A 24,091-nucleotide genomic window follows, 5' to 3' on the forward strand; every position below is an offset into this window, starting at 1 on the left:
TAGTGTAAAGTAGGATAATGTCACAAATTGCCAGTAGTTGATAAAATTAGCTAGCGGTTCAAAGTCATATTTTGCCCTCCTTAGTCAGAAAAAGTCAGAAAAAGTCTGATAGAATAGATAAAACCTCCTACACCTACCCAATCAATGGATGTTCAAGAACTCTTAAAGTTTGCGGATGGCTTGGTGTTCACTAAGATCGGCAAACACCTAGACGATCTGCAACAGGCAGTAGTACGGGGAACTTGGCAAGGTAAAAGATACTCCGAAATTTCCAAAGAGGTTCATTGTACTGAACGCCATGTCAGAAATGTTGCCTCAAAGTTATGGCAAACTCTTTCAGAAATATTAGATGAAGATGTAATGAAATCAAATTTGCGCTCCACAATGGAGAGGTATGAATTTTCTAAAATTTCAAATTCTGGTTATTTTAACCTTGTCCACAAAGGGAATATAAACGTTTGCACAGAAACGCCACACCCTCCAACAACTCCCCAAAACTCACCCCCAACACAAACCTCAACTGAAGACGACACCCAAGAGAAACCGCGACTCGATTTAAGAGACGCACCAGAGCTCAGAACCTTCTACAACTACCCCAACTCACCCCTCACCACCCTCGAAAACTCGATCGCCCGCCAAAACTGCCGCCTCCTCACCATCACAGGCATGGCAGGCACCGGCAAAAGTGCGATCGCCCGTAACCTCATCCCCCAAATTCAATCTCAATTCGATCGCATCATCTGGCTCAGTCTCCGCACCTCCCCACCCCTAGAAACAACCCTAAAAAACCTCATTCAATTTCTCTCAAATCAACCAGAAATTAACATACCCGCCAACACCGACACTCAATTGTCAATCCTCATAGAAACATTGCGCGAAAATCGTTGCCTGATCGTACTCGATGACGTGCAGCAAATTCTCAGCAGCGGGCAACTTGCAGGAAATTATAAACCCGGATATGAAAACTACGGAACCCTATTTAAACTCATCGGCGAAATTCCCCACAATAGCTGCTTAATTCTCAATAGTTGGGAACCTCCCTCAGACATCCTCACCTTCACCGACGATAATTCAGCAGTACGTTTATTACAGTTAACCGGTTTAGGTGAAGCCGCAACCGAAATTCTGAGAGATAAAGGTTTATTGGATGAAGAACACTGGCCAGAATTGATTAACCTTTATCAAGGCAATCCCCTATGGTTAAAATTAGTCGCTCAAACCATTAACAACTTATTTAACCGCAGAGTTTCTAAATATTTAAGCTATCAATCAGTATTTTTAGGTGACGAATTGACACCGATATTGCAGCAGCACTATCAGCGGTTGTCGGAAATAGAAAAACAGGCGATTTCGCAACTTAGCAATGAAATCGAGCCTGTTTCGTTTACCCAATGGATGGCAAAATGTCAAGGCTCACAAGGCGAATTATGTAAAGCTATTCAATCTTTAGCCCGACGGGGAATGATCGAAAAATTGAGCTATGAATCTGAAACAGTTTTCACGATTCCACCTGTGTTAAAACAGTATGTTAAAATGGTTGCAGAATAGTCTTAAATATCTAGCTAAATGAGATAAAACAATGACCGCAACTCCTACCCAACCTAAGCAGATGCTCAGTTTCGAGCAATTTGTAAAGCAACTTCCCGATGAAGAGGGCCGCTATGAACTTGTGAATGGAGAAATTGTGAAAATATTACCAATCAGACTGCATGAGGATGTTGCCGATTTTCTAATCAAACAATTTGATAGAGAGGTCGATCGCGTCCCCCTCAATTACAGGGTATCTGGCAGATTTATGCTGAGGACATTAACCCCGAATGGTAAAGAACAAGGCCGCCATCCTGATGTTACAGTAGTAGACAAAACCCTCTGGGAATCGCAGCCCTTCGCCCTTTCAGCCCTAACTGAACCACCACAATTAGTTGTAGAAGTTGTCTCAACAAATTGGGAAGATGATTATATCGACAAGCTGGATGAATATCAGCGGCTGGGAATTTCTGAATATTGGATTGTCGATTATTTAGTTTTGGGTAGCAGAAACTATTTGGGCAACCCGAAAGAACCGACTGTTTTTGTTTATCTACTTGATGAAAATAGGGTTTATCAAATGACTGCTTACCGAGGCACTGAGCGAATTATATCTAGAACTTTCCCAGAATTAGCGCTGACAGCAGAGCAAGTGTTAGATGTATGATATCAAATCCAGCTTAAATATCGGTTTATCTCTTAGTCTCGCGTTGCGCGGACTTCGTTTCTGTAGACGCGGTTTCAACCGCCCAAATAATTATTTCTGAACAGGCTTTTCGGCCTGTTCCACCAGAAAATTTACTCTTTGTGGAACAGGCCGGAAAGCCTGTTTAAAATTACGATCGCATCGCCGCCTTTTGCTCGGCCTTCAAATCGCGGTTGCTAGCAGCAGCCAACTCCGCATCCAACAGCGTCTTACCAGTCGCCGCCAAATACACATCGTCCAAACTCGGCCGAGATTGAGCAATCCCAAACGCAGGCAATCCGGCATCTTTCAAAGCTTGCTGAATGCTCACCAGCGCATCGCTTTGGGCACTCACTACCAAATTGAGAGAATTTCCTTGAGCGCTGTTGATAATTACTTCCTGTACAAAAGGCAGAGATTGCATTAAAGCTTGGGCTTTTTGGGCTTCTTCGATCGGCGAAAACTCCCGAATCCGCAAAGTCACCCGATCGCCCCCAACCCGATTTTTCAACTCCTGCGGCGTGCCCTGTGCAATCACCGTACCCTTGTCAATAATCGCCACGCGATCGGCCAAAGCGTCAACTTCTTCGAGATAGTGACTCGTAATCAAAACCGTCGTACCTTCCTCCCGCAAGCGCCGCAGGAAATCCCACACCACCACCCGACTTTCAATATCGAGCCCGACAGTCGGTTCGTCTAACACCAAAACATCCGGCTGGTGAAGCAACCCAGCAGCCAAATCCAAGCGCTTGCGGATACCGCCAGAATACGTACCCGTCTTTTTATTTTCCCACTCCTCCAAACCGAGGAGTTTCACCATTTCGTCAATCCGCCCTTTAATTGTATTGCGGGGTAAATGGTAAAGGGCTGCTTGCAGTTGCAGGAGTTCCCGGCCCGTCAACACCTTATCCAGAGCAACTTCTTGGGCGACATAGCCGAGTCTTTGTCTGGCAATTCTTGGCTGGCTGACTGCAGAAATGCCAGACACTTCAATGCGTCCGCTGTCTGGCGATGTTAAAGTACAAAGTACCCGCAGGGTAGTGGTTTTACCAGCACCGTTGGGCCCTAGCAAACCAAATATTTCCCCCGGTTCTACCTTGAAGGAAACATCTTTAACGGCTTCTACAGTGCCGTAGCGTTTCTGAAGATTTTCAATTAAAACGGCGGGAGCCATATATTTTAAGGATGAACTGGTTGTTAATATTTTGACACTTCTGGGCTTGATTTGCCGGAATCTCGAAATTCAAAGCCCAAGTCTCCATAGAAACCGGGTTTTTTGGCGAACCCGCGCATCTCAACCTTTAATCCCTCTCCACAACCCAATTTGTTTAAGATTGATGCGCCGAGGCAGAAACCGGGTTTTTTTAACGAACCCGCGCATCTCAACCTTTAATCCCTGTCCAAAACCCGGTTTCTTTAATATTGATGCGCCAGTTCTGATTTCTTTTCTCGGTTATTGATGTTTTTATCATAAAAAATGGAGTTAACTATAACTTCTTATACCATTTTTATAAAGTTATGATAGATTTATAAAAAGTCAAGGAGAACATTAAAATGTCTGGTCTTCCTCATATAAAGATTGCCGAATCTGTAGAAGTATTGCTAAAGATTAGGAAGCAACAAAAAAGAATTTTAGCATATGATAAAGTTCAAAGGCTTTATTTCAATCAAAAAAAGTAGAAACAGTCCGAGAAGTATCGTCGGTTTTGGGTAAAAGTGAAACCACAATTCATCGCTGGCTCTTTCAATATAAAGAGGGTGGTCTGGAAAACTTGTTAAAAAATCGGCATATTTTTGGCAGACCCAAGAATTTTTCAGTTGACGTAGCGGCTGCATTACAACAAGAATTGAGAGACCCCGAAGGATTTTTCAGTTATAAAGAAGCTCATCTCTGGCTCAGGTTGATCGAAGAGATACCTTGTTTAAAGGGGAGTTTAAAAGTAAATTAAAAATCCCAATACCCCGCAGTAGGGAACAAAAGACAACGGCAATCAATGAATTCAATAATAGCCTACCTTAACAAATCAAAGCCTTGCTGGATCGAAATCCTGACCAAGTAAAGAAATACAAGAAAGTTCTGTTTTGGTGTAGTGACGAAACTCGATTAGGACTACATACAATTCAGAGACGAAGGATAACACTACGGGGTGTAAAGCCCGTAGGAGAACCTCAAGGAAAATTTAAATGTTTCTGGCATTAGGTCGCCGTATCCCCATCTACGGGAATAAGTTTTTTTTGGGAGTTTTCCCCTTGAGATAAAGTTTGTTTTCAAGCATATTTGCAACAATTTTAGCTTGAATATCCCGATGAATTGCATATTATTCAAGTCGATAATGCTCCCGGTCATCTTTTAAGCACATCTGAATTGCCAGACAATATTATTTTACTATTTCAGCCTCCTCATTGTCCTGAAGTAAATCCAACAGAAAGAGTGTGGGAATACATCAAAGAATTTTAAGCGAAAGTTAGTTTTTAGTAATCTTGACGAACTCCGCGTAAAAGTTCAGGAAATCTTAGCATCTTTAACGAATCATGTCATTGGTTTTCTCACAGGATGGTCTTGAATTTTACATTCTTTATCTCTAGCACATCTTTAAAAAAATGGTATTAGTTTGGCATGGCAAGTAAGGAAGAGCCTAAACAACTTCTGCTTGGGGATGAGAAGAAACCGGGAAAAAGCCTCCTTCGCGCATTTCTTGAATACTCTCTTTAACGGCCTGAATGATGCGATCGATGTCTTCATTAGTGTGAGCGGTGGAGAGAAAGCAGCTACGACCTTCGCCTATGAAAATACGCTTTTCAAGTAAGTGAAAAAGTAGCGGATCTATCTCAACCGAGGCAGCAGCGCGAAATTGCGATCCGAAATTTACAAGCCAGACAGAGACTTCATTTTCTTTGAAATAAGCATTCAGGGTTTCAACTAGGTGTGAAGTGCGCTGATTCAACTGCTGCTGAAGGGCTGGGCCTTGACTTTTAAGATAGCGCAGCACGGAACGCGCAGCAGCCAGAGCAAGTGGGTGCTTGCAAAAAGTGCCGGCAAAAATTGTTGTTTTTACCTGGGGGGAGGAATCATCGCCGTAGTTCCACAAACCGCCGTCAATTTTATCCATATAAGCAGCTTTTCCAGCGATAATTCCAATGGGCATACCGCCCCCGACAATTTTACCGTAAGTTGCAATATCTGCCTCAATGCCAAACCACCCCTGCGCCCCGCCTTGATGAATTCGGAAACCAGTAACCATTTCATCAAAAATCAGCGCAATTTCTGATTCTTTTGTTAATTGTCTGAGTTGGTGGAGAAATTCTTTGGGTTGTAAATCGAGACGGCGGCTTTGCACCGGCTCCACGAGAACCGCCGCTAATTCGTGCTGATGAGCTTTGATAATTTCCAGCGCGTGAGGGCTGCCGTAATCCAAAACTAAAACATCTTCAATAAAATTAGCGAGAATTCCTGGCGCTTTTGGAATGGTGCATAAATCGCCATCGATCTTTTTTAGAACTGCGAGAGTTCCGTCAAAATGACCGTGATAAGAACCAGAAAATAAAGCAATTTTATTGCGTTTAGTTGCCGCTCTAGCTAATCGTAAAGCTGCCATCACCGCTTCCGTGCCCGTATTAGAAAAAGCGACGCGCTCCATTCCCGTTAATTCGCAGATTAATTCCGCAACTTCTCCGGCAATTTCTGCTTGAGGGCCAATTTGTACACCGCGATCGAGTTGCTCTAATAGGGCTTCTTTAATAAAGGTCGGATTATGACCGAAAAGATTGATGCCAAATCCCATCGTGATATCGATGTATTCGTTGCCATCAACATCCCATATTTTAGAGCCAAGCGAGCGATCGGCGACAATGGGATAAAACATCTCCTTAACGGGAAGGCGAAACCCATCAGAAGCCCGATTATCAGCCAGAACCGGACGGTATTTTTGCGCGAAATTCTTAGATGTCTTTGTGCGATCGGTGTAGCGCTCTATGAGCGCTTTCATGTGTCTTTGCTGCAATTCGTTCATTTTGAAGTCTCCAGAGATTGAGGGAGGTAGGGACGCAATGCTTTGCGCCCTTATAGGTTTTAATTGTGGCTACCTATCAAGCCACAATCGGCGAGATAGGAAAGGTAAGTGCGAAACAGATTCGCATCTGCTTGCGGACAGGTGATGGCAGTGGTAGCAAGTCCATCTAGTGTATTTTTGCAATCGAACTGTAGCGTTCCTGATTGTGACATTTCCGTTTCAGAAACTTTTTCTGAAAAAAGACCGACAAGCGGGTACAAAGCATTTTCTGGAGAATTTCCAGCCCGATTCACAATTTCTGCTTGCCAAGTCTCATAACAAACCCGCTCGATTGGATAACCGCTTGAGCGAATCCAGCCCACCAATTCACTTAGGTAGAAAGAATGAGGGTTGACTAAGTGAAAATTTTTCCCGATCGATTCTTTTTGCCTCGACAAGTGAACGATCGCTCGGCTCACATAGTCCACTGGCGCTACATTCATCATCCAGTTTCCGTCTGGTACGCATCCTAATTGCACGCAACCGGCAAGCAATCGGTACAGTGAATCGCTGGAATTACAAGCACCCGTTTGGCTGTGTCCTGAAATGCGTCCTGGTCGGTAAATGCTAACAGGAATTCCGCGATAGCGCGCGATTTCAACTAACTTTTCTGCTACCCATTTACTCTGGGGGTAAGCGCCTTTGAGAACTTCTCCCGGCGTTAGTTCGTCTTGCTCTCCCACAACCTTCACCCCAGATTCCCCCGCTGATGAGAAAACGGATATAGTAGAAACAAAATGCACGGGTTTGAGCTTAATTTGACTCGCCAGTCGCAGAATTTCTTGAGTTCCCAAAACATTAGAAAGCTTGAGAACCGAATAGGGATAAGTGAACTTGACAAACGCGCCATTGTGATAAATGACATCAATTTGGCTTGCCAATTCTCGAAACTGCTCCTCTGAAAGCCCCAAAAGTGGCTGAGCTAAATCTCCTGCAATCGGGATAATTCGGTAGTGAAGATGCTCGTCGCAAATCGAATAATATTCAAGGCTACTTTGGATGCGCTTCTTGGCTGATTCAGCATTGTCCGAGCGTACCAAGCAATAAATTTGTGCTTGAGTTTGTAGCAGTAATTCGCGGAGTAAAAAGGCTCCCAGAAATCCTGTTGCTCCCGTTAACAAGATACGAGTGGGTTCAGCCGTCGGCTCAAAAATTGCAGTTTCAGGGCGGATGACTGGGTCTAGGATAGCTTCAGCATTAATATCGAAATTCGAGGGGCGATCGCCCGCTGTGTTGCCCCCTTGTTGCATTTCGATTTTTTCAGCTAAACCCGCTACAGTAGGAGCTTCAAACAAAACGCGCAAAGGCAATTCCACCTGAAAAGATTCTCGCACTTTGGCTAACAACTGAGTAATCAGTAATGAGTGTCCCCCCAAGTCAAAGAAATTATCGTGAATTCCTACCTTTTTAAGGTTGAGAAGCTGGCTCCAAATTCCGGCAAGAATCTCCTCACCGGGAGTGCGAGGGCCTACAAACGTATCTGTAAAATTGGCTGCTATGGACGGTGCAGGAAGCGCTTGAGGGTCTATTTTGCCATTGGGAGTCAGTGGCAGCGCTTTCAGAACCACAAAAGCAGAAGGTATCATGTATTCGGGCAGTTGTTCTTTGAGGAATGAACGGAGGTTTTCAATCAGTTGTGAGTCCTGAAGGCTGAGTTTTGAGTGAGCAACGATATAGGCGACTAAACGCTGATTTCCCGGTTCATTTTCCTGAAGTACAACGACTGCCTCGCGTACAGAGGGATGATGAGACAGCCCCGCCTCAATTTCCCCCAATTCAATGCGGAAACCTCGCAGCTTTACTTGGCGATCGACGCGATCGATAAATTCTATATTTCCGTCTGGCAAATAGCGAGCTAAGTCGCCAGTTTTGTAAAGTCGAGTTTTCGGTTCCTGAGTCAATGAATTGCAAAGGAATTTTTCTGCGGTGAGTTCTGGTTGGTTTAGATAGCCGCGAGCCAATCCCGCACCAGCAATATATAATTCACCGGCCACCCCTACAGGAACCGGCTGCAAGTGCGAATCGAGCAAATAAATCTGCGTGTTGGGTAGCGGGCGACCTAAAGGAACTGTCTGGGAAATGCGATCGCCTTGCATTTTTACCTGATAAGTCAGCACGCCTACAGTTGTTTCTGTCGGCCCGTAATGGTTGAATATCGAGCAGTCTGGATTGTATTTCTGAATTGTTTCAATTAAATTCCACATCAAAGGCTCACCGCCGAGAATTAATCGCTTTTTCGGTAAGATTTGCGAGGCGTTAGAATCGCTCAACAAAGCTTTTAAGTGAGAGGGAACAATTTTAAGGCAGTCGATAGAATGTTGCTGAAAATAAGCGGCAATTGCTTGAGGATCTGTTGCGCGTTCTTGAGAGATGATGTGGAGGCACCCGCCCGAACACAAAGCGGGGAAAATAACAGTGTGTCCTAAGTCTGCTGCGAAGGTGGAAACGGTGGCAAAATTGGCAGTCGGTGGCAGGTTTAATTTTTCCTGAATGCCGTGCAGGTAATTGAGCAGTTGCCGGTGTTCAATGGCGACTCCTTTGGGTGTGCCGGTGGAACCGGAAGTGTAAATGACATAAGCTAAATTTTCAGGAGAGAGAGGGGGAGAGGGAGAGGGGGAGACAGAGGGAATTTCTGCGTCTAAGCAGACGATCTGTGCTTGAGTTTCAGGCAAATTTTTGAGGAGATGCTGTTGGGTTAACAGCACTGGAGTCCGAGCATTTTGCAACATCAATGCTAGGCGCTCTTTGGGCATGGCTGGGTCGATCGGTAGGTAGGCGCCACCTGCTTTGAGGATGCCTAGAATTCCAGCGATCGCCTCTAAAGAGCGATCGACGCAAATGCCGACAATCACCTCTGGTTTTATCCCTAATTGTTGCAAATAATGGGCGATTTGGTTGGCGCGGGCGTTGAGTTCGCTGTAGGTAATTTGCTGATTTTCACAAACAGCAGCTATCCGGTTCGGCGATCGCTCTGCTTGTTCCTCAAATAGGTGGTGAACGCACTTATCGAGCTGGTAATCTGCTGTTGTGCTGTTGAATTCTACTAATAATTGATGTCGGGCGCGATCGCTCAGCATTTCCAGATCCCTGATTGCGGTTTGTGGGTTGCTGGCTGCACTTTGCACTAAGGCGTAAAATTGCTCTGCCAAGCACCGGATACTTTTGTCTGCAAGGAAGATAGGATCGTAGTGAAACTCAGCGGCGAGCGAGTCATTTTGGCGGTGGCAAGAGAGTTTAACTTTGAAGCGATCGCCGCACGCATACTGCTTGTCAATTGAAAAAAATACGCCACTAGCCGAATGCTTTTCGAGCTGTTCCTCAAACTCGAAACCAAATGGAAAGCCGGAAGAGTTGCCTAAATATTCGTGGGAAAAATATTCTTGATACTTGTATGCCTCGCATTCTTCCTGCTGAATTTGCTGCCAGGTTTCCGCGAAGGAAAAGTTTTCTGTTAGTTGGCTCGACAGCGGTAAAAATTTGGCAAACAGCCCCAGCGCTGGCTCTAGTTCTTCGTATTTTCGACCGTCGAATGCCACGCCAACAGTGAGCTCTGATTGGCCAATCAGCCGCCAGAGCAAAATTTTCCAGCAAGCGAGCAAGAATGTAGAAAGTGAGGTGTTGTACTGGCGGGCGATCGCTTCCACTTTTTTTAGCAAAGCTAACTCTAACTTGACCTCAAAAGCTTGGGGAGTAAATTGAGATGGCGCGTTGATTAATCTATTTTCAAACGGCAACCTTAAACTCGCTAGCGCCGATAAATCTTGTCTAGTCCAGTATTCTTTGCCCTCCGCCGCTTCCTCATCTTCGAGCAATTCATTTTGCCATTCGGAAAATTGAACGTATTGTACAACTTCATCGGAAAGTTCTTCGCCGTGAAGGGAGGCAGCATAGCACTGGCTGAGTTCTCGAACCAGATTTTTTAGTGTGCGACTATCGGCGCACAGTGCTGGTAAACTGACTAGCAAAATATGCCTCTCAGATGAAAGTGTAATTAAAGACAAGCGCCAAACAGGATTGCCCTCGAAGTTGAATAAAGCGCTCTTTTCTTGCTGAAAAATATCTTCAAGTTTGGCTTCTTGCTCCTGGGGAGTCACTTCACTCAAGTTAACCCAGTTCCACGAAACAAAGCTATGTTCTGAAATAACTTGTATAGGAATTTTTAGCCCTGGCCTTCGCTGAAAACTGGTTCGGATAATTTCGTGACGCTTACTCACTTTTTCTAAAGCTTTCTTTAGGTTATCAGTTTGAAGACTTCCCTCGATCAAAATAGCGGATTGAATGCGATAAGCCGGGCTGTCTTGCTGCAACATCCACAGATATTTTTGCTGGGGTGAAAGCCGAAATCCATTAATTGTTTGCATTGTTTTTATTTCTCAAAGCACTACTTTATTCTCGTTTCCAGGTTCTGCGTGGCAGAGATGAGAGGGAATTAAATTCCTAATTCAGGAATCATTTCGCCCATCGCTACAACAATTTTTCGCGAACCTATAAATGGATTGCGACTGTGAGCGACAAGCATATTATCTAGCATTAAGATGTCTCCTGCTTGCCAGGGAAAACTAACAGCAGCTTGCGCGTACACTGCTTGAATTTCTTCCATTACCGAATCTTCAATAGGAGTGCCGTCACCGTAATAGACATTGCGGGGGAGATTCTCTTCTCCAAAAACAGAGAGCAAGGAAGCGCGGGTTGCCGCATCTAAGCAGGAAATGTGGTGCAAGGGAAGTTGGTTAAAAAATACCATCTCTCCAGTTTTTTGGTGCTTGGCAATTGCGGGGCGAATTTTGCGAGTTCTCAAATTATTTCCTGCTTTCCACTCAAATTTCATCCCAGCTTGCCGGCAGTATTCCTCAACCACCGATTTGTCTTCCGTTTTGAAAAAATCTTTCCAGCTTACATCCAGTCCGTCTGTGTAGTTACGGACGTACATAATTTGCTTTTGGGCAAATTTTTCTCTGAGTTTCGGGTCTAGCAACTGGTAAATTTTACGGCAGTCAACAATCGGCGTTTCTCCGCCTTGTTGCGCTGGCTGAACGCAGAAAAACCAGATTTTCATCGGCCAGCGGTGCAGGTGCGAACTCTCGCTGTGAAACAAGATAGCTTGATCTGCGGGGTAAGGAGTTGAACCGTAAACTTTTGGGCTAACTCCTTCCCGGGGCAAATCCCCGTACTCCCCAAATAATTCAGGACAAATTGCGTGAGCAAACTGCTCGAAAGCAGAAACCACAGGCTCAATGAATCCTCGAAACAGAATTGCTCCGTGCTGTAGCAATTTTGCTTCTATCAATTCGCGGTTGTTCTTTGCCCAGTCTGCAAGATCGACATTGTTAATAGCGGGTTTGATGACTAAGGGGAATAGTTCCCCAGGCTGGAGAAGCTCGGTTTTTATCAATTCGCCTTCAGGCAGAGCAACCTCTTTCGGTTTAATGCTCTTAAACTTGCTAAAATTTAGTTTTTCGCGCTTTAGTTCTTGCATGGTTTGTTTTTGTTTTTCAGCTTCCGTGAGAATTTCCAAGTTTTTTAACCGAGTTTCTGGCTGCGCTACAATGCTGCTGAGGAGGGTTTCAAAGCGATTTGACATTTGCTCGATGGTGGCGCAGTCGAAAAGACCTGCATTATATTTCCAACTACCGGCAATTCCCCGCTCGGTTTCCCCCACGAAGAGAACTAAATCAAATTTGGCAATTTCGCTGTCAACTTCTATGGGAGTCAAAGTTAAATTGCCCAGCTTTAAAGCAGGCATCGGCATATTTTGCATGACGAATAAAACTTGAAAGATTGGTGTCTGATTTAGACTGCGATCGGGGCGCAATTCCTCCACTAATTTGTCGAAGGGTAAATCTTGATGAGCGTAGGCTTTTAAAGTGACTTCGCGCACCCTTGCGAGCAATTCGCAAAAAGTGGGATTGCCACTCAAATCAGTCCGCAAAACGAGGATATTGACAAAGAAGCCTATTAAAGCTTCTGTCTCAATTTGGGTGCGATTTGCCAGGTCTGTGCCGACAATGATGTCATCCTGATTTGTATAGCGATATAGCAGCGTTTCTAAAGCGGCTAGCATCGTCATAAATAGGGTGGCATTTTCTTGACGACTCAGCTTATTGAGGGCTTGCGAAAGGGTTGGGGAAAGCTGGAACGGTTGAAGGGCAGCCCGATAGGTAGAAACATTAGAGCGCGGTTGTTTGGTAGGCAGTTGCAGCACTGGCAAAGGATTGCCTAAGTGTTGCTTCCAATAGGCAAGTTTTGTTTCTAAAACTTCCCCAGAAAGCCAGTTTCGCTGCCAGACGGCATAATCGACGTATTGAAGGGGAAGTTCGGAAAGTGGGGAAGCTTTGCCAGCACAAAAAGCTTCGTAGAGTGCAGCCATTTCCCGCACTATTACCCCTAGGGACCAGCCATCTGCAACGATGTGATGAATGGTTAGCAATAATATAGATTCTGTCTCGTTTAACTGTAGCAAAGTGACGCGCATTAATGGCCATTTTGCTAAGTCAAAAGGTTGTCGCGCTTCTTCAAGAGCGAGTCGCATCGCTTCGGTTTCCCGCTGCGAGTGAGGGAATTCCTGCAAATCTATGACTGAAAGCGCGAAAGTCGGGGAGGAAATAATCGTTTGAATCGATCGCCCTTCCACTGTGTTAAAAATTGTCCGCAAGGCTTCGTGGCGATCGATAATTGTTTGGAAACTGCGCTGTAATGCTGTCACGTCGATCGCACCTTTCAAGCGCACGGCGGCTGGAATATTGTACGCTGGATCGCCCGGTTGCAATTGATCGACGAACCAGAGCCGCTGTTGTGCAAAGGAAAGGGGCAATTCTCCCTCCCGCGATGCGCGATCGATGGGGGGTGCTTTCAGTGTTTGCTCGGCGCGATATTGCAAGAGGCTTTCGGTGACAGTTGCGACGGTAGGCGATTCAAAAAGAGAGCGCAAAGGTACTTCAACTTGAAAAGCTTCTCGCAGGCGGGCGATCGCCTGAGTAGCCAGCAATGAATGACCTCCTAATTCAAAGAAGTTATCGTGAATGCCAACTCGCTCTAAACCGAGAACTTCCGCCCAAATTTCTGCTATTAATTGCTCCTCGGGAGTTCGAGGATCGGTAAAATTGCTCTCGAATTCCGCTGTGTTTGTGTCAGGTGCTCTTAGCGATCGCCGATCGATTTTTCCATTAGGCGTTAAAGGCATGGCTTCCAGCAGCACAAACGCTGACGGTATCATGTACTGCGGCAGTTTTTGTTTGAGAAAGACGCGCAAGTGATTAATAAATTCTGAATTCGTAGGAGCAGTGTCCCCCTGTCCGCCCCGGAGTGCTGAGTTAACAACGATATAAGCTACTAAACGCTTGTCGCCCGGATTGTCCTCTCGAACGAGTGCGATCGCTTCTCGCACGGCTGGGTATTGGCTGAGTACCGCTTCAATTTCGCCTAATTCGATGCGAAATCCGCGAACTTTCACCTGGTGGTCGCTGCGCCCCATAAATTCAATGTTTCCATCTGGGAGATAGCGAGCCAAGTCCCCGGTTTTATAGAGGCGTTCTGAAAGAATAAACGATGAAGAATTAAGGATGAATGAAGCATAAATTTCGTTCTTTGTAAAGGGGTTAGAAATAAACTTTTCTGCGGTTAGTTCCGGTCGGTTTAGGTAGCCTCTAGATAAGCCGGCACCGCCGATGTGCAGTTCGCCAAATACGCCAACGGGAACCGGCATTAAATAGCGGTCTAATATGAAAATTTGAGTGTTAGCGATCGGGCGACCGATGGAAACTGATTCATCTTTGCGATCGACCTGATAGAGAGTTGACCAGATAGTGGTTTCTGTAGGGCCGTATAAATTCCACACAGCAGCGCCACGCAAAAGCAACTGATTGGCGAGCTGTCGGGGTAAAGCTTCTCCCCCGCACAGTATTTTTAATTGATTGTTTCCCGGCCATCCTGCTGCTAAAAGCATTTTCCAACTGGCTGGAGTAGCTTGCATAATGGTTGTGCCAGAATTTGTTAATGTTTCTAACAGCTTTTCCCCGTTAGATGTTACTTCTCGGCTGGCTACAACGACGCGAGAACCTGTTGTAATAGGCAGGAACAGTTCCAGCGCTGCAATGTCAAAAGATAAGGATGTTACTGCTAGCCAAACATCTCGGTCTGCGATCGCGAGTTGTTGGCGCATAGAACTCAAGAAGTTAACGGCAGAGGCGTGGGAAATTTGCACTCCTTTGGGTTGACCTGTTGAGCCTGAAGTATAGATGACATAGGCTAAATTTGAGGAATTTTGTAAACCCACGACTGGCTCGTCGCAGCTCGATATGCCTTCCCTATCTGCATCCAGAAACACGATAGAGGCGCTATTTTTTGGCAGTGTTTCTAATAGTTTTTGCTGAGTGAGTAACACTGAAATTTGCGCGTCTTCTAGCATGAATGCAAGGCGCTCTGGCGGATATGCTGGATCGAGGGGAACGTAAGCACCACCGGCTTTGAGGATGCCGAGAAGCCCTACCACCATGTCTAGGGAGCGATCGACATAAATTCCTACCAAAAATTCTGGATTGACACCAATTTTTTGCAAGTAACTTGCGAGGTTATTTGCTTTTTTGTTCAGATCCCGGTAAGTCAGATATTCATTTTCAAAGACGACAGCGATCGCATCTGGTGTCAGTTCTGCCTGGGCTTCAAATAGTTCATGTATGCACTTATCTTGCGGAAAATTAGATTGAGTATTGTTCCACTCGAACAGCAGTTGCTGCTGTTCAGGTTTTGTCAAGATTGGCAAATTTGAAAGGCGCTGTTCGGGATTGGTAGCTATACTTTCTAGTAAGGTAATAAAATGTCCGGCTATCCGTCGTGCAGTGCTAGCGTCAAACAAATCTTCGCTATACTCAAGCGTTCCATTAATACCCTCTAATCCTTCCTCCAGGTCAAGCGCTAAATCAAATCTCGCGGTTTTTCGTTCTATTTCTAAATTGCTCAACATCACTCCTGGCAATTTTATCTGCGGTGTCCGAACATTTCGCAGAGAGAACAACACCTGAAATAGCGGATTATGACTTAAATCTCGTTCGTGGTGTAGGATTTCTACCAGTTTCTCGAATGGTAAATCCTGGTGGTTATACGCGCCGAGAGCTACTTCTCGCACGCTAGCCAGTAACTCTTTAAAAGTTGGGTTGCTCGACAGATTGGTTCGGAAAACTAAAGTGTTAGCAAATAAGCCAATTAATTCCTCGATTTCGCGTCGGTTGCGGTTAGCAATGGGGGAGCCGACCAAAATATCTTCTTGCCCGGTGTAGCGATAAAGTAATGTTTTAAACGCTGCCAATAGGGTCATAAATAAAGTAGCTTTTTCCCGCTGGCTCAATTGGACGATTTCCTCTGCGATTGCCTTGGGAATAGTAAATTTATGCACCGCACCTCGGAAGGTTTGTACTGCCGAGCGGGGGCGATCTGTTGGCAAATTTAGTACAGGAAGATTGCCTCCGAGCTGTTTTTTCCAGTAAGCAAGCTGCGTCTCTAAAACTTCTCCTTGCAACCACTGGCGCTGCCAACTTGCAAAGTCTGCGTACTGTACCGACAGTTCGGGAAGGGGAGAAGGTTTGCCAGTGCAAAAGGCTTGATAAAACGTGGCCAGTTCCTGAATGAATATTCCCATTGACCAGGCATCGAAAATGATGTGGTGCGTACTCAATAGCAGCACCCAGTTTGAATCGCTCAATTGCAGCAATTTGGCACGCAATAAGGGTGCTTGTGACAAATCGAAAGCTTGCTTTGCTTCTGCGGCGATCAACCGTTCAACTTCGCGAGATCGTTCAGTTTCAGGAAGCGATCGCAAATCTATTTCTAAAATTTTCAATTCCAGATTTGAAGCGATCGCCTGAATGGGTTGCCCATTTATTGTCTTAAAAGCCGTTCGCAAAACTTCATGACGCTTGACAAGTTCGTTGAGACTGCGATCGAGGGATCTCGCGTCGAGTGTGCCCGTCAAACGCACGCCGGCGACGATGTGATAGGTAAAGTTGCCGGGATTTAGTTGCTCAAAAAACCACAACCGCTGTTGAGCAAATGACAGAGGAAAAGTGTTAGAATCTCGACTTTGAGGCAGAATTTTTGCTAGCGAAACGCTTTCTTTTTTATGGTTGAGTCGCTGCAACAGCAACTCGCGCTTTTGGGGAGAAAGACCCGCGATGCGTTCAATTAAATCACTCATTTGCTGACTCCTTGCTGGGCGAGAATTTCCTGAATTTGTGCTTCTGAAAGTTGATCGAGGTCTGCTAACACCCTCGCTAGCATTTCACTGTCTGTTTGTTCGACTTGCTTTTGCGCGATCGCTACAGCAAAATCGGCGACAGTCGCAGACTCAAATAAACGGTGCAAAGGCAAATCGACCTGAAATGCTTGGCGCACTCTGGAAATTACTTGAGTGGCTAATAGGGAATGCCCTCCTAATTCAAAAAAGTTGTCGTAAATACCGACTTTTTCAAGTTTGAGAACTTCAGCCCAGATAGCGGCTAAAACTTCCTCGATATTTGTGCGAGGCGCGACAAAGTTTTCTGTCAACTCCGGCCGCATTTCGTCAGGTTCTGGGAGCGATCGCCAATCGATCTTTCCGTTAGGAGTTAAAGGCAAACTTTTGAGCGTTACAAAAGCCCAAGGCACCATGTAATCAGGCAATTTTGGCGCTAAAAAACGGCGAATTTCGCTGCTGCTTGGTGCTTGTTTCTGATTAGAAACTAAATAAGCCACCAGGCGCTTTTCACCAGGCACATCTTCCCGCGCCACCACTACAGCCTGCGCGATATCTGGATGCTGCCCTAACGCTGCTTCAATTTCTCCCAATTCAATGCGGAAGCCCCGGATTTTTACTTGATTGTCAATTCGCCCGATGAATTCGATGTTTCCGTCTGGCAAATAACGAGCCAAATCACCCGTTTTATAAAGATGTGCCTGCGCGTCAAATGGATGGCGAATAAATTTTTCTGCGGTCAATTCGGGGCGGTTGAGATAGCCCCGCGCCAGACTGCTGCCGCCGATGTGCAGTTCCCCAGGTACGCCTACTGGCACTGGCTGCAAATGGGAATCCAGTAGATAAATCTGGGTATTTGCTAGAGGTTGGCCGAGTGGAACTGTCTCGGAAATTCCTTTCAATTCCTCGCCATACACTTGATAGGTGAGTACGCCCACCGTCGCTTCTGTTGGCCCGTAGTGATTGAAAATAAGGCAATCTGGATTGATTTTACGAATCTTTTCAATCAATTCCCAGCTTGCAGCTTCACCGCCTAAAATTAGCCGTCTTCGTGGCAAAATAGATTCGGCGACAGAAGAAGTTAAAAGAGCAGCAAGGTGCGAGGGAACAATCTTGAGGCAATCGATAGAATGGCGGCGGAAATATTGGGCCAGTGCTTCTGGATCGGTGGCGCGTTCTTGGGATACTATATGGAGGCATCCACCCGAACAAAGTGCCGGGAAAATCGCTGTGTTTCCTAAGTCTGCGGCGAAGGTAGAAACGGTGGCAAAACTAGCACCTGATGGCAGGTTTAATCTTTCCTCAATAGCGTACAGGTAATTGAGCAGTTGCCGGTGTTCGATCGCTACTCCTTTGGGCGTGCCAGTGGAACCGGAAGTATAGATGACGTAAGCTAAATTGTCGGCAGAAACACGGGGCGTGTAAGTGGTACAAAGTGTGGGAATTTCTGTATCGATGCAAACAATATTTGCGTGAGTTTTCGGCAAGCTTTCGACGAGTTTCTGTTGCGTTAGCAGCACCTGCACTCGGGCATCTTCTAGCATCAGTGCCTTGCGATCTGCTGGGGTTGCTGGATCTATGGGTAAATACGCGGCACCTGCTTTGAGAATGCCCAGAATTCCCACAATTGTTTCTAAAGAACGATCGGCGCAAATGCCGACAATTGCCTCTGGTTCAACTCCCAATTTTTGCAGGTGATGGGCGAGTTTATTGGCGCGATCGTTGAGTTCTCGGTAGGTGATTTGTTCGCTTTCAGAGACGACGGCAATGCTGTCTGGTGTGCGTTCTGCTTGTTCTTCAAAAAGCTGGTGAACGCACTTGTCTGTCGGGTAATCTTTCTGGGTTTGGTTGAACTCGACGAGAAGCTGGTGGCGATCGCGATCGCTCAGTATATTTAATTGACTGATGGGTATTTGTGGATTTTTTAAGGCACTTTCTAACACAGCCTGGAAGTGTTGTGACAAGCGCTTGACATCTTCAGCTTCAAATAAAGCCGAATCGTAGCGAAACTCGGCGATTAAGCAATTACCTCGTGAAAGGCAGGAAAGTTTAAGTTTGAAGGGTTCTACGCAGGCATCTTGCCGATCGAGAAAAAATGAAACGCCAGACTCGCCATATTTCTCTGGCTCTGTTTCATACTCAAAGCAGATGGGCAAAAAAGCGTTACTTTTATCGGATTCTAGAGTTTCTTCCCAGGTAAAATATTCTTGCCAAGTGTGAATATCTTTGAGATTTAGCTCAACTTGCTGCCAAATTTGGGCAAAACTGAATTCGTCTTGCAAGTCGCAATGTAGTGGTAAATAGGTACTCAACAGCCCCAGCGATCGCTCTAATTCTTCATATTTCCTGCCGTTTCCAGTTACGCCGACGATCGGGTTTGGCTGTCTGGTAAGCCGCCCAATCAGAATTTGCCAGCAAGTCAGCAGGAAGGCAGAAATATCGCTGTGGTGTTTTTGGGCGATCGCTTCCAGGCTGTTCAACAAATCACCCCGAATTTCCACCCTTTCTACTTGTGGCTGAAATTCCGCTTCTCGATTCTTCTTTTCCCAAGGAAGCGTTAATAAATCCAAAGCTTCAATGTTCAGCTTTCGCCAGTATTCTTTGCCAATTGCCGTTTCTTCTGATTCGAGTAACTCATTTTGCCATTCAGCAATATCGGCATATTGCATTGACTCATCAGAGAACTCTTCCCCGCACGCGCAGGCTGAGTAGGAAAGACTTAGTTCGCGGGTGAAATTTTTCAGGGTGGCACTATCTGCAATTAAGGCAGAGAAGTTCGCCAGCAATAGGTGCTTGTCTTGGGCCAGAGTGACTAAAGAGAGATGCCAAAGTGGGCCGCGCTCAAAATCAAAAGCAAGCAGGTTTAGTTGCTGAAAAAGCGCTTCAATTTTAGCTTCTTGTTCTTCGGGAGACAAACAAATCAGATTGTATTCCGAGATAGGAATTTCACCAGTGCGGGCGATCGCTTGCAGGGGTAGTGTCATCCCAGGTAAGCAGTGAAAGCTAGTCCGCAGGATTTCGTGCCGATTCACGACATTTTGCAGCGCACTTTTAAGAATCTCGCGATCGAGATTTCCGGTAATTAAAATTGCACCTCGAACGCGATAGATTTGTTTAGGATTATTTTGCTGTAATTCCCACAGATGCCGTTGCTGTGGAGAGAGTCTAAACCCTTCGATTGTTTCGTTTTGCATTTCTAAAGTTCCTTTAATAAGCCTAAATATCTTGACAGCTAAACGCTTCTGCCATCCCGACAACAACCCGACGCGAACCAGAAAATGGGGTGCGTCCGTGCGCGGCTAGCATATTATCTAACAGCAAGACATCTCCTTCTTCCCAAGGGAAAACAATCGTTTCTTGCTGATAGCAGCGACGAATTTCGTCTAATATAAAATCTTCAATGGGCGAGCCATCGCCGTAATAAGCATTGCGGGGTAAATCTTCCTGCTTAAAAGAAGTTAAAAGCTCTTTGCGAACGACGGGTTCGAGATTGGAAATGTGGAAGAGGTGAGCTTGATTAAACCACACCATTTCCTGCGTTTGTGGGTGCCGGGCGACAGCTTGACATATTTGCCGAGTTCTCAAGCGATCGTCACTTTTCCACTGTAACTCAATTCCAGCTTTTTGGCAATAGTTTTCTACCTCAATTTTGCTATCAGTATTGAAGACATTTTGCCAGGATAAATCTACGCCACCGCCGTAATTTCGCACATACATAACTTTTTTTTGGGCAAACTTTTCTCTAATCTTTGAATCCAGGCTTTCAAACACTTTGCGGCTGTTAGCGATCGGAGTTTCTCCTCCTTGTTCGGCTTTTTTAACGCAGAAAAAAGCAATTTTCAGTGGCCAATTGCGAGAATAAGCCATTTCATTGTGCAACGGGATGAATTGCTCGGCAGGATACTCGGTGGAAGTGTAGATATTTCCGCTCACTTGGCTACGGGGAGTTGAGCGAAAAGAATATTCCAACAAGTCGCCAGCAAGAGTTTGAATAAACTGCTCGAAACCATTCACACCGCCGACTTCAAAGCCTCGAAAAAGTATTCCTCCATGCTTCCATAACTGCGTTTCAATTGATGAGCGATTGTTCGCAGCCCAACCCGCGAGATTTAATTTTTCTACTGTTGGCTGAACAACTAAAGGTAGAAGGTTTTGGGGCTGGAGATAGGCGGTTTTGACTAATTCCTCTGAGGACAGGCTGACGGCTTTGCGCCTAACTGATCCTAACTTTTGGAAATTGAGATTTTTTGTTTCTGTATTTGTCATGATTTTGGCAAATTGGGTGAAAAATTTATCCCTTTTTTTCGAGAAAACATGAGAGATTGAGCCATCAATTCACACTTTTCATAACTTGGCGTTTAGCCATTTTTAATTTGTGAATCCCCGAACTATGAATTTGTTTTTCCTGCTCGATTTGGTGCTGCCTTTCGACTTCGGCAAGAATTTTAGCCAAGTCGTCCATCTTGATATCTGGCTGGATGACTACCTGGTTGAGGAGGGTTTGGAAACCTCTCACCATTCGGGCAATAGTCGCAGCCTCAAATAAGTCGGTTTTGTACTCAAATAAGCCTTGAATTCCTTCTGAAACCTCCCAGAGAGTGAGGCTTAAGTCGTGTCTCGACATACCGACATCGAATTCCAGAATGCTCAAGGTCAAATCGCCTAATTTCAGGGGGGGTATGGGTGCATTCTGGAGAACAAACCACACTTGAAATAGCGGGTTATAGCTGAGATTTCGCTCCGGCTGTAATTCCTCCACGAGCTTTTCAAAAGGAACATCGGGGTGAGCGTAAGCTGCTAACGCTACCTCCCGTGTTCGACGGAGTAGTTCGCGGAAAGTTGGATTCCCTGCCGTGTCAACTCGTAGCACTAAAGTATTGACAAAAAAACCAATTAATTCCTCTAATTCAAGGAGGTTGCGGTTGGCAATGGGAGAGCCAATAGCGAGATTTTCCTGCTTTATTTGGCAAGATAGCAAGGATTGAAATGCTGCCAACAACGTCATAAATAGGGTGACATCTTGTTTCTGGGTGAGGGTTTTTAGCCTTTCAGTTAAAGAAGCAGAAATCACAAAAGATTGCTGCGACCCTCGGAAACTTGGCACGGGAGAGCGCTGCTTATCTGTTGACAGCACAGCTAAAGTGCCACCCAATTGCTGTTTCCAATAAGCCAGTTGTTTTTCTAATTTTTCTCCCTGGAAATGCTGCCGCTGCCAACTGGCGAAGTCGGCATACTGTACGGGAAGTTCATGCAGCCCAGAGGGTTTGTCAGTGGAAAAAGCTTCATAAAGTGCGGCCACTTCTCGCACCAACACCCCCATAGACCAACCATCAGAAATAATGTGGTGTATCGTCAGCAGCAACACATATTCTGCCGCACCAAGTTGCAGGAGAGTGGCCCGCAGTAAGGGCGATCGCGTTAAATCAAAGGGGCGTTGGGCTTCTTCAAGAGTACGCTGCTCAATTTCAGCTTGCTGCTGAGTTTCTGGTAAATGTTGCAAGTTTACCACCGACAAAGCGAAATTTAAGGAAGAAGAAATCTGTTGGACAGGTTGCTCGTCTACTTCTGCAAAAGCAGTCCGTAAAACTTCGTGACGCCGGACAATTTCATTGAGTGTTTGTTGCAGTGCTGACAAATTCAATTGCCCTTGCAAACGCACAGCAGCAGGAAGGTTGTAGGCAGGGTTTTCGGGAGACAATCGATCGAGAAACCACAGCCGTTGTTGGGCAAAAGAAAGGGGAGCAGAATCTTGCTGCGATCGCCTGGGAATACGCTTAGATTGCTCGGCTTGTACTGCCTCTTTGCCCAATGCTTTGAGGAGGAGCGCTCGCTTCTGGGGCGAAAGGTTTTTCAGTCGTTCTGAACGATTAGTAGACATCATAATTCACCTCCTCGTAGTTGTCGCTGTTTGCGATCGTTAAGGAAAGCTTTGCTGCTATTTTGAGCTGGTCGTTTAAAACAAAGTTGATATCTGCTTCAGTGGTGAGGGGGTTGGCAAGGACGACTCGAAAAGCAACAATGGGAATGGTTTTGCCATAACAGGTGTTTTGCAGGGTTGTTCGCGATACGAAGGTGTAACCGGCTCGCCGCTGGGCCTCCTGAAGGCGCTCGTTAAATTGATTAATGAAGTGGTTGTCTGCTTCGGTTAGTTGTTTTTTGGCTGCTTTTTCCCTGAAGATTTCTGGAATGTAGCGGTATAAAAGAATATTAATTTCTGGTTCAAGCAGCAATTCAAAGGCTGGATTTTCCCTAATTAAATTGGCCAAGTGCTGCGTTTTATGGATGCCTCCATCTATCAAAAACTCATAGCCTTGATGGCCGATGATATTCAACGCTGCTTGTAAGAACAAACTCGCACCCGATCGAGAGCCTTCGAGAGATCGCTTGCCTAGATCGATGGAGTCTTTTCGCACCGTGTAGGGCGCGTGTTTTTCAATAACTTTGGCGGTTTGGGGATTGCGGAATAAAACCATGCCGATTCCCATTGGCAAATACATTTGTTTGTGTCCATCTATGGTGACGGAATCTGCTAGTTGAATGCCTGCTAATTTGTGCCGATGACGTTGGGAAAAAAGCACGGGGCCGCCCCACGCGGCATCGACGTGAAAGTGAGCGTTTGCGGATTGCGCGATCGCCGCTATTTCTGGCAGCGGATCGATACTTCCCGAATCGGTGCTGCCTGCAATACCGATAATTGCCAGAATGTGCAGGTTGCGATCGCGACATTCGGCTACAGTTTGACGCAGCGCTGCCAAATCCATGCGGTGATTGGAATCGGTTGGAACTTTTATGAGACTGCGATCGCCAATGCCTAATAAACCGGCAGCCTTTTCAAAAGAATAGTGCATCAAACTGGAGCCGATTATCACCATTCCCTTGTTACCGTAAAACTCTAAAGCTGCGTACAAGCCTTCTTTTTCAATGCCACCAAAGTCATTTTTTGGGCCTAAAGAAGCGTTGCGAGCGCACCACAAAGCGGTGATATTAGCTAGGGTGCCGCCCGTTGTCATGATACCGAGCGTGCTGTCACTTTTTTGAATGTGCTGGTTATAAAAATCCTCAGAAAAATCGTAAATTAATCGGTGCATCATTGCCAAAGTCTGGCGCTCGCAGGGGCTTAAAACTTTGGCAGTTTCCATCTTGACTAAATTTTGATTCATCGCGGTTAACAGCTTCGCGATCGGGCGCACAAAATAGGGAAGTGCGCTCGTCATGTGACCGATATATCGGGGGGAAGAGGTGTGGATGGAATGAGCAACAAGGGTTTGGGTCAAATCATCGATATAATTCCCAACATCTGTAGGAAGGGCGGGAATTTTGTTTTCCTTAAACTGCTGAATAATTAACTCTAAGTCAATATCTGTACTAGCGGTTTTTGCGTACAAAAAGTCTTGAACTAAGGCAGAAATTCGCTCCTCCATTGCTTCTTCTGCCAAAAATGACTTTTCTGAGGCACTGAATAGCTCCATTAACTTTTCTTCAAGTGGGGTAACAGAGGCTTTTAATTGCTCCATTATATCTTGAGAATTTTGGGGTTTTACTGTTTGTTGAATCATCCCGAATTACTCCTGTTAAATTGCCTTTTTTCATCTCCTTTTCCCCACCGAA

11 protein-coding genes and 1 pseudogene are annotated in these 24,091 nt (G+C 45.6%); 4 read left to right on the top strand and 8 right to left on the bottom strand.

Annotated elements, in window-relative coordinates; translation table 11 throughout:
• Window positions 1–144: 144 nt before the first annotated feature.
• Together IQ263_RS07565 and IQ263_RS07570 are read left to right on the top strand one after the other, a co-directional pair.
• Window positions 145–1,548, top strand: a complete 1,404-nt coding sequence (locus IQ263_RS07565) for a helix-turn-helix domain-containing protein (RefSeq protein ID WP_194066890.1) — start codon at window positions 145–147, stop codon at window positions 1,546–1,548.
• A 31-nt stretch (window positions 1,549–1,579) separates the two neighbouring features.
• Window positions 1,580–2,194 (top strand): Uma2 family endonuclease, encoded by a 615-nt coding sequence (locus IQ263_RS07570; RefSeq protein ID WP_194066891.1) that lies wholly within the window; start codon window positions 1,580–1,582, stop codon window positions 2,192–2,194.
• 169 nt (window positions 2,195–2,363) lie between these two features.
• Here IQ263_RS07570 and IQ263_RS07575 read toward each other — a convergent pair whose 3' ends face one another.
• Window positions 2,364–3,386, bottom strand: a complete 1,023-nt coding sequence (locus tag IQ263_RS07575; protein WP_194066892.1) for an ABC transporter ATP-binding protein — start codon at window positions 3,384–3,386, stop codon at window positions 2,364–2,366.
• Window positions 3,387–3,766: 380 nt separating this feature from the next.
• On the opposite strand from IQ263_RS07575, the gene IQ263_RS30085 reads away from it, so the two are divergent.
• Complete coding sequence (locus IQ263_RS30085; protein ID WP_486579294.1) at window positions 3,767–3,892, top strand: hypothetical protein; 126 nt, start codon at window positions 3,767–3,769, stop codon at window positions 3,890–3,892.
• A gap of 14 nt (window positions 3,893–3,906) precedes the next feature.
• Window positions 3,907–4,161: pseudogene (locus IQ263_RS30090) on the top strand (hypothetical protein); the annotation flags it as partial.
• Between the two features lie 687 nt (window positions 4,162–4,848).
• Here the strand turns inward: IQ263_RS30090 and IQ263_RS07585 are convergent.
• The 7 genes from IQ263_RS07585 to panP all read right to left on the bottom strand — a co-directional run bounded on the left by IQ263_RS07585 (window position 4,849) and on the right by panP (window position 24,039).
• On the bottom strand, window positions 4,849–6,222 hold the full coding sequence (locus tag IQ263_RS07585) for an aspartate aminotransferase family protein (protein WP_194066893.1): 1,374 nt from the start codon (window positions 6,220–6,222) through the stop codon (window positions 4,849–4,851).
• 59 nt (window positions 6,223–6,281) lie between these two features.
• The gene (locus IQ263_RS07590; protein ID WP_194066894.1) at window positions 6,282–10,622 is read right to left on the bottom strand and encodes a non-ribosomal peptide synthetase family protein; all 4,341 of its coding nucleotides are present in this window, start codon (window positions 10,620–10,622) and stop codon (window positions 6,282–6,284) included.
• A gap of 68 nt (window positions 10,623–10,690) precedes the next feature.
• Window positions 10,691–16,447, bottom strand: a complete 5,757-nt coding sequence (locus IQ263_RS07595) for a non-ribosomal peptide synthetase (RefSeq protein ID WP_194066895.1) — start codon at window positions 16,445–16,447, stop codon at window positions 10,691–10,693.
• Window positions 16,444–19,677: a non-ribosomal peptide synthetase gene (locus tag IQ263_RS07600; RefSeq protein ID WP_194066896.1), complete on the bottom strand. Its 3,234-nt coding sequence runs from the start codon at window positions 19,675–19,677 to the stop codon at window positions 16,444–16,446. The genes IQ263_RS07595 and IQ263_RS07600 overlap by 4 nt, the downstream gene beginning before the upstream one ends.
• Window positions 19,678–19,699: 22 nt before the next feature.
• A complete protein-coding gene (locus tag IQ263_RS07605) occupies window positions 19,700–20,749 on the bottom strand; it encodes a TauD/TfdA family dioxygenase (RefSeq protein ID WP_194066897.1) in 1,050 nt (349 codons plus the stop codon).
• A gap of 64 nt (window positions 20,750–20,813) precedes the next feature.
• Entirely contained in the window at window positions 20,814–22,364 is a 1,551-nt protein-coding gene (locus IQ263_RS07610) for a condensation domain-containing protein (RefSeq protein ID WP_194066898.1), read from the bottom strand.
• A complete protein-coding gene (panP, locus tag IQ263_RS07615) occupies window positions 22,351–24,039 on the bottom strand; it encodes a pyridoxal-dependent aspartate 1-decarboxylase PanP (protein ID WP_194066899.1) in 1,689 nt (562 codons plus the stop codon). The genes IQ263_RS07610 and panP overlap by 14 nt, the downstream gene beginning before the upstream one ends.
• Window positions 24,040–24,091 lie beyond the last annotated feature (52 nt).

Source organism: Tychonema sp. LEGE 06208, from assembly GCF_015207505.1.
Taxonomy (GTDB): domain Bacteria; phylum Cyanobacteriota; class Cyanobacteriia; order Cyanobacteriales; family Microcoleaceae; genus Microcoleus.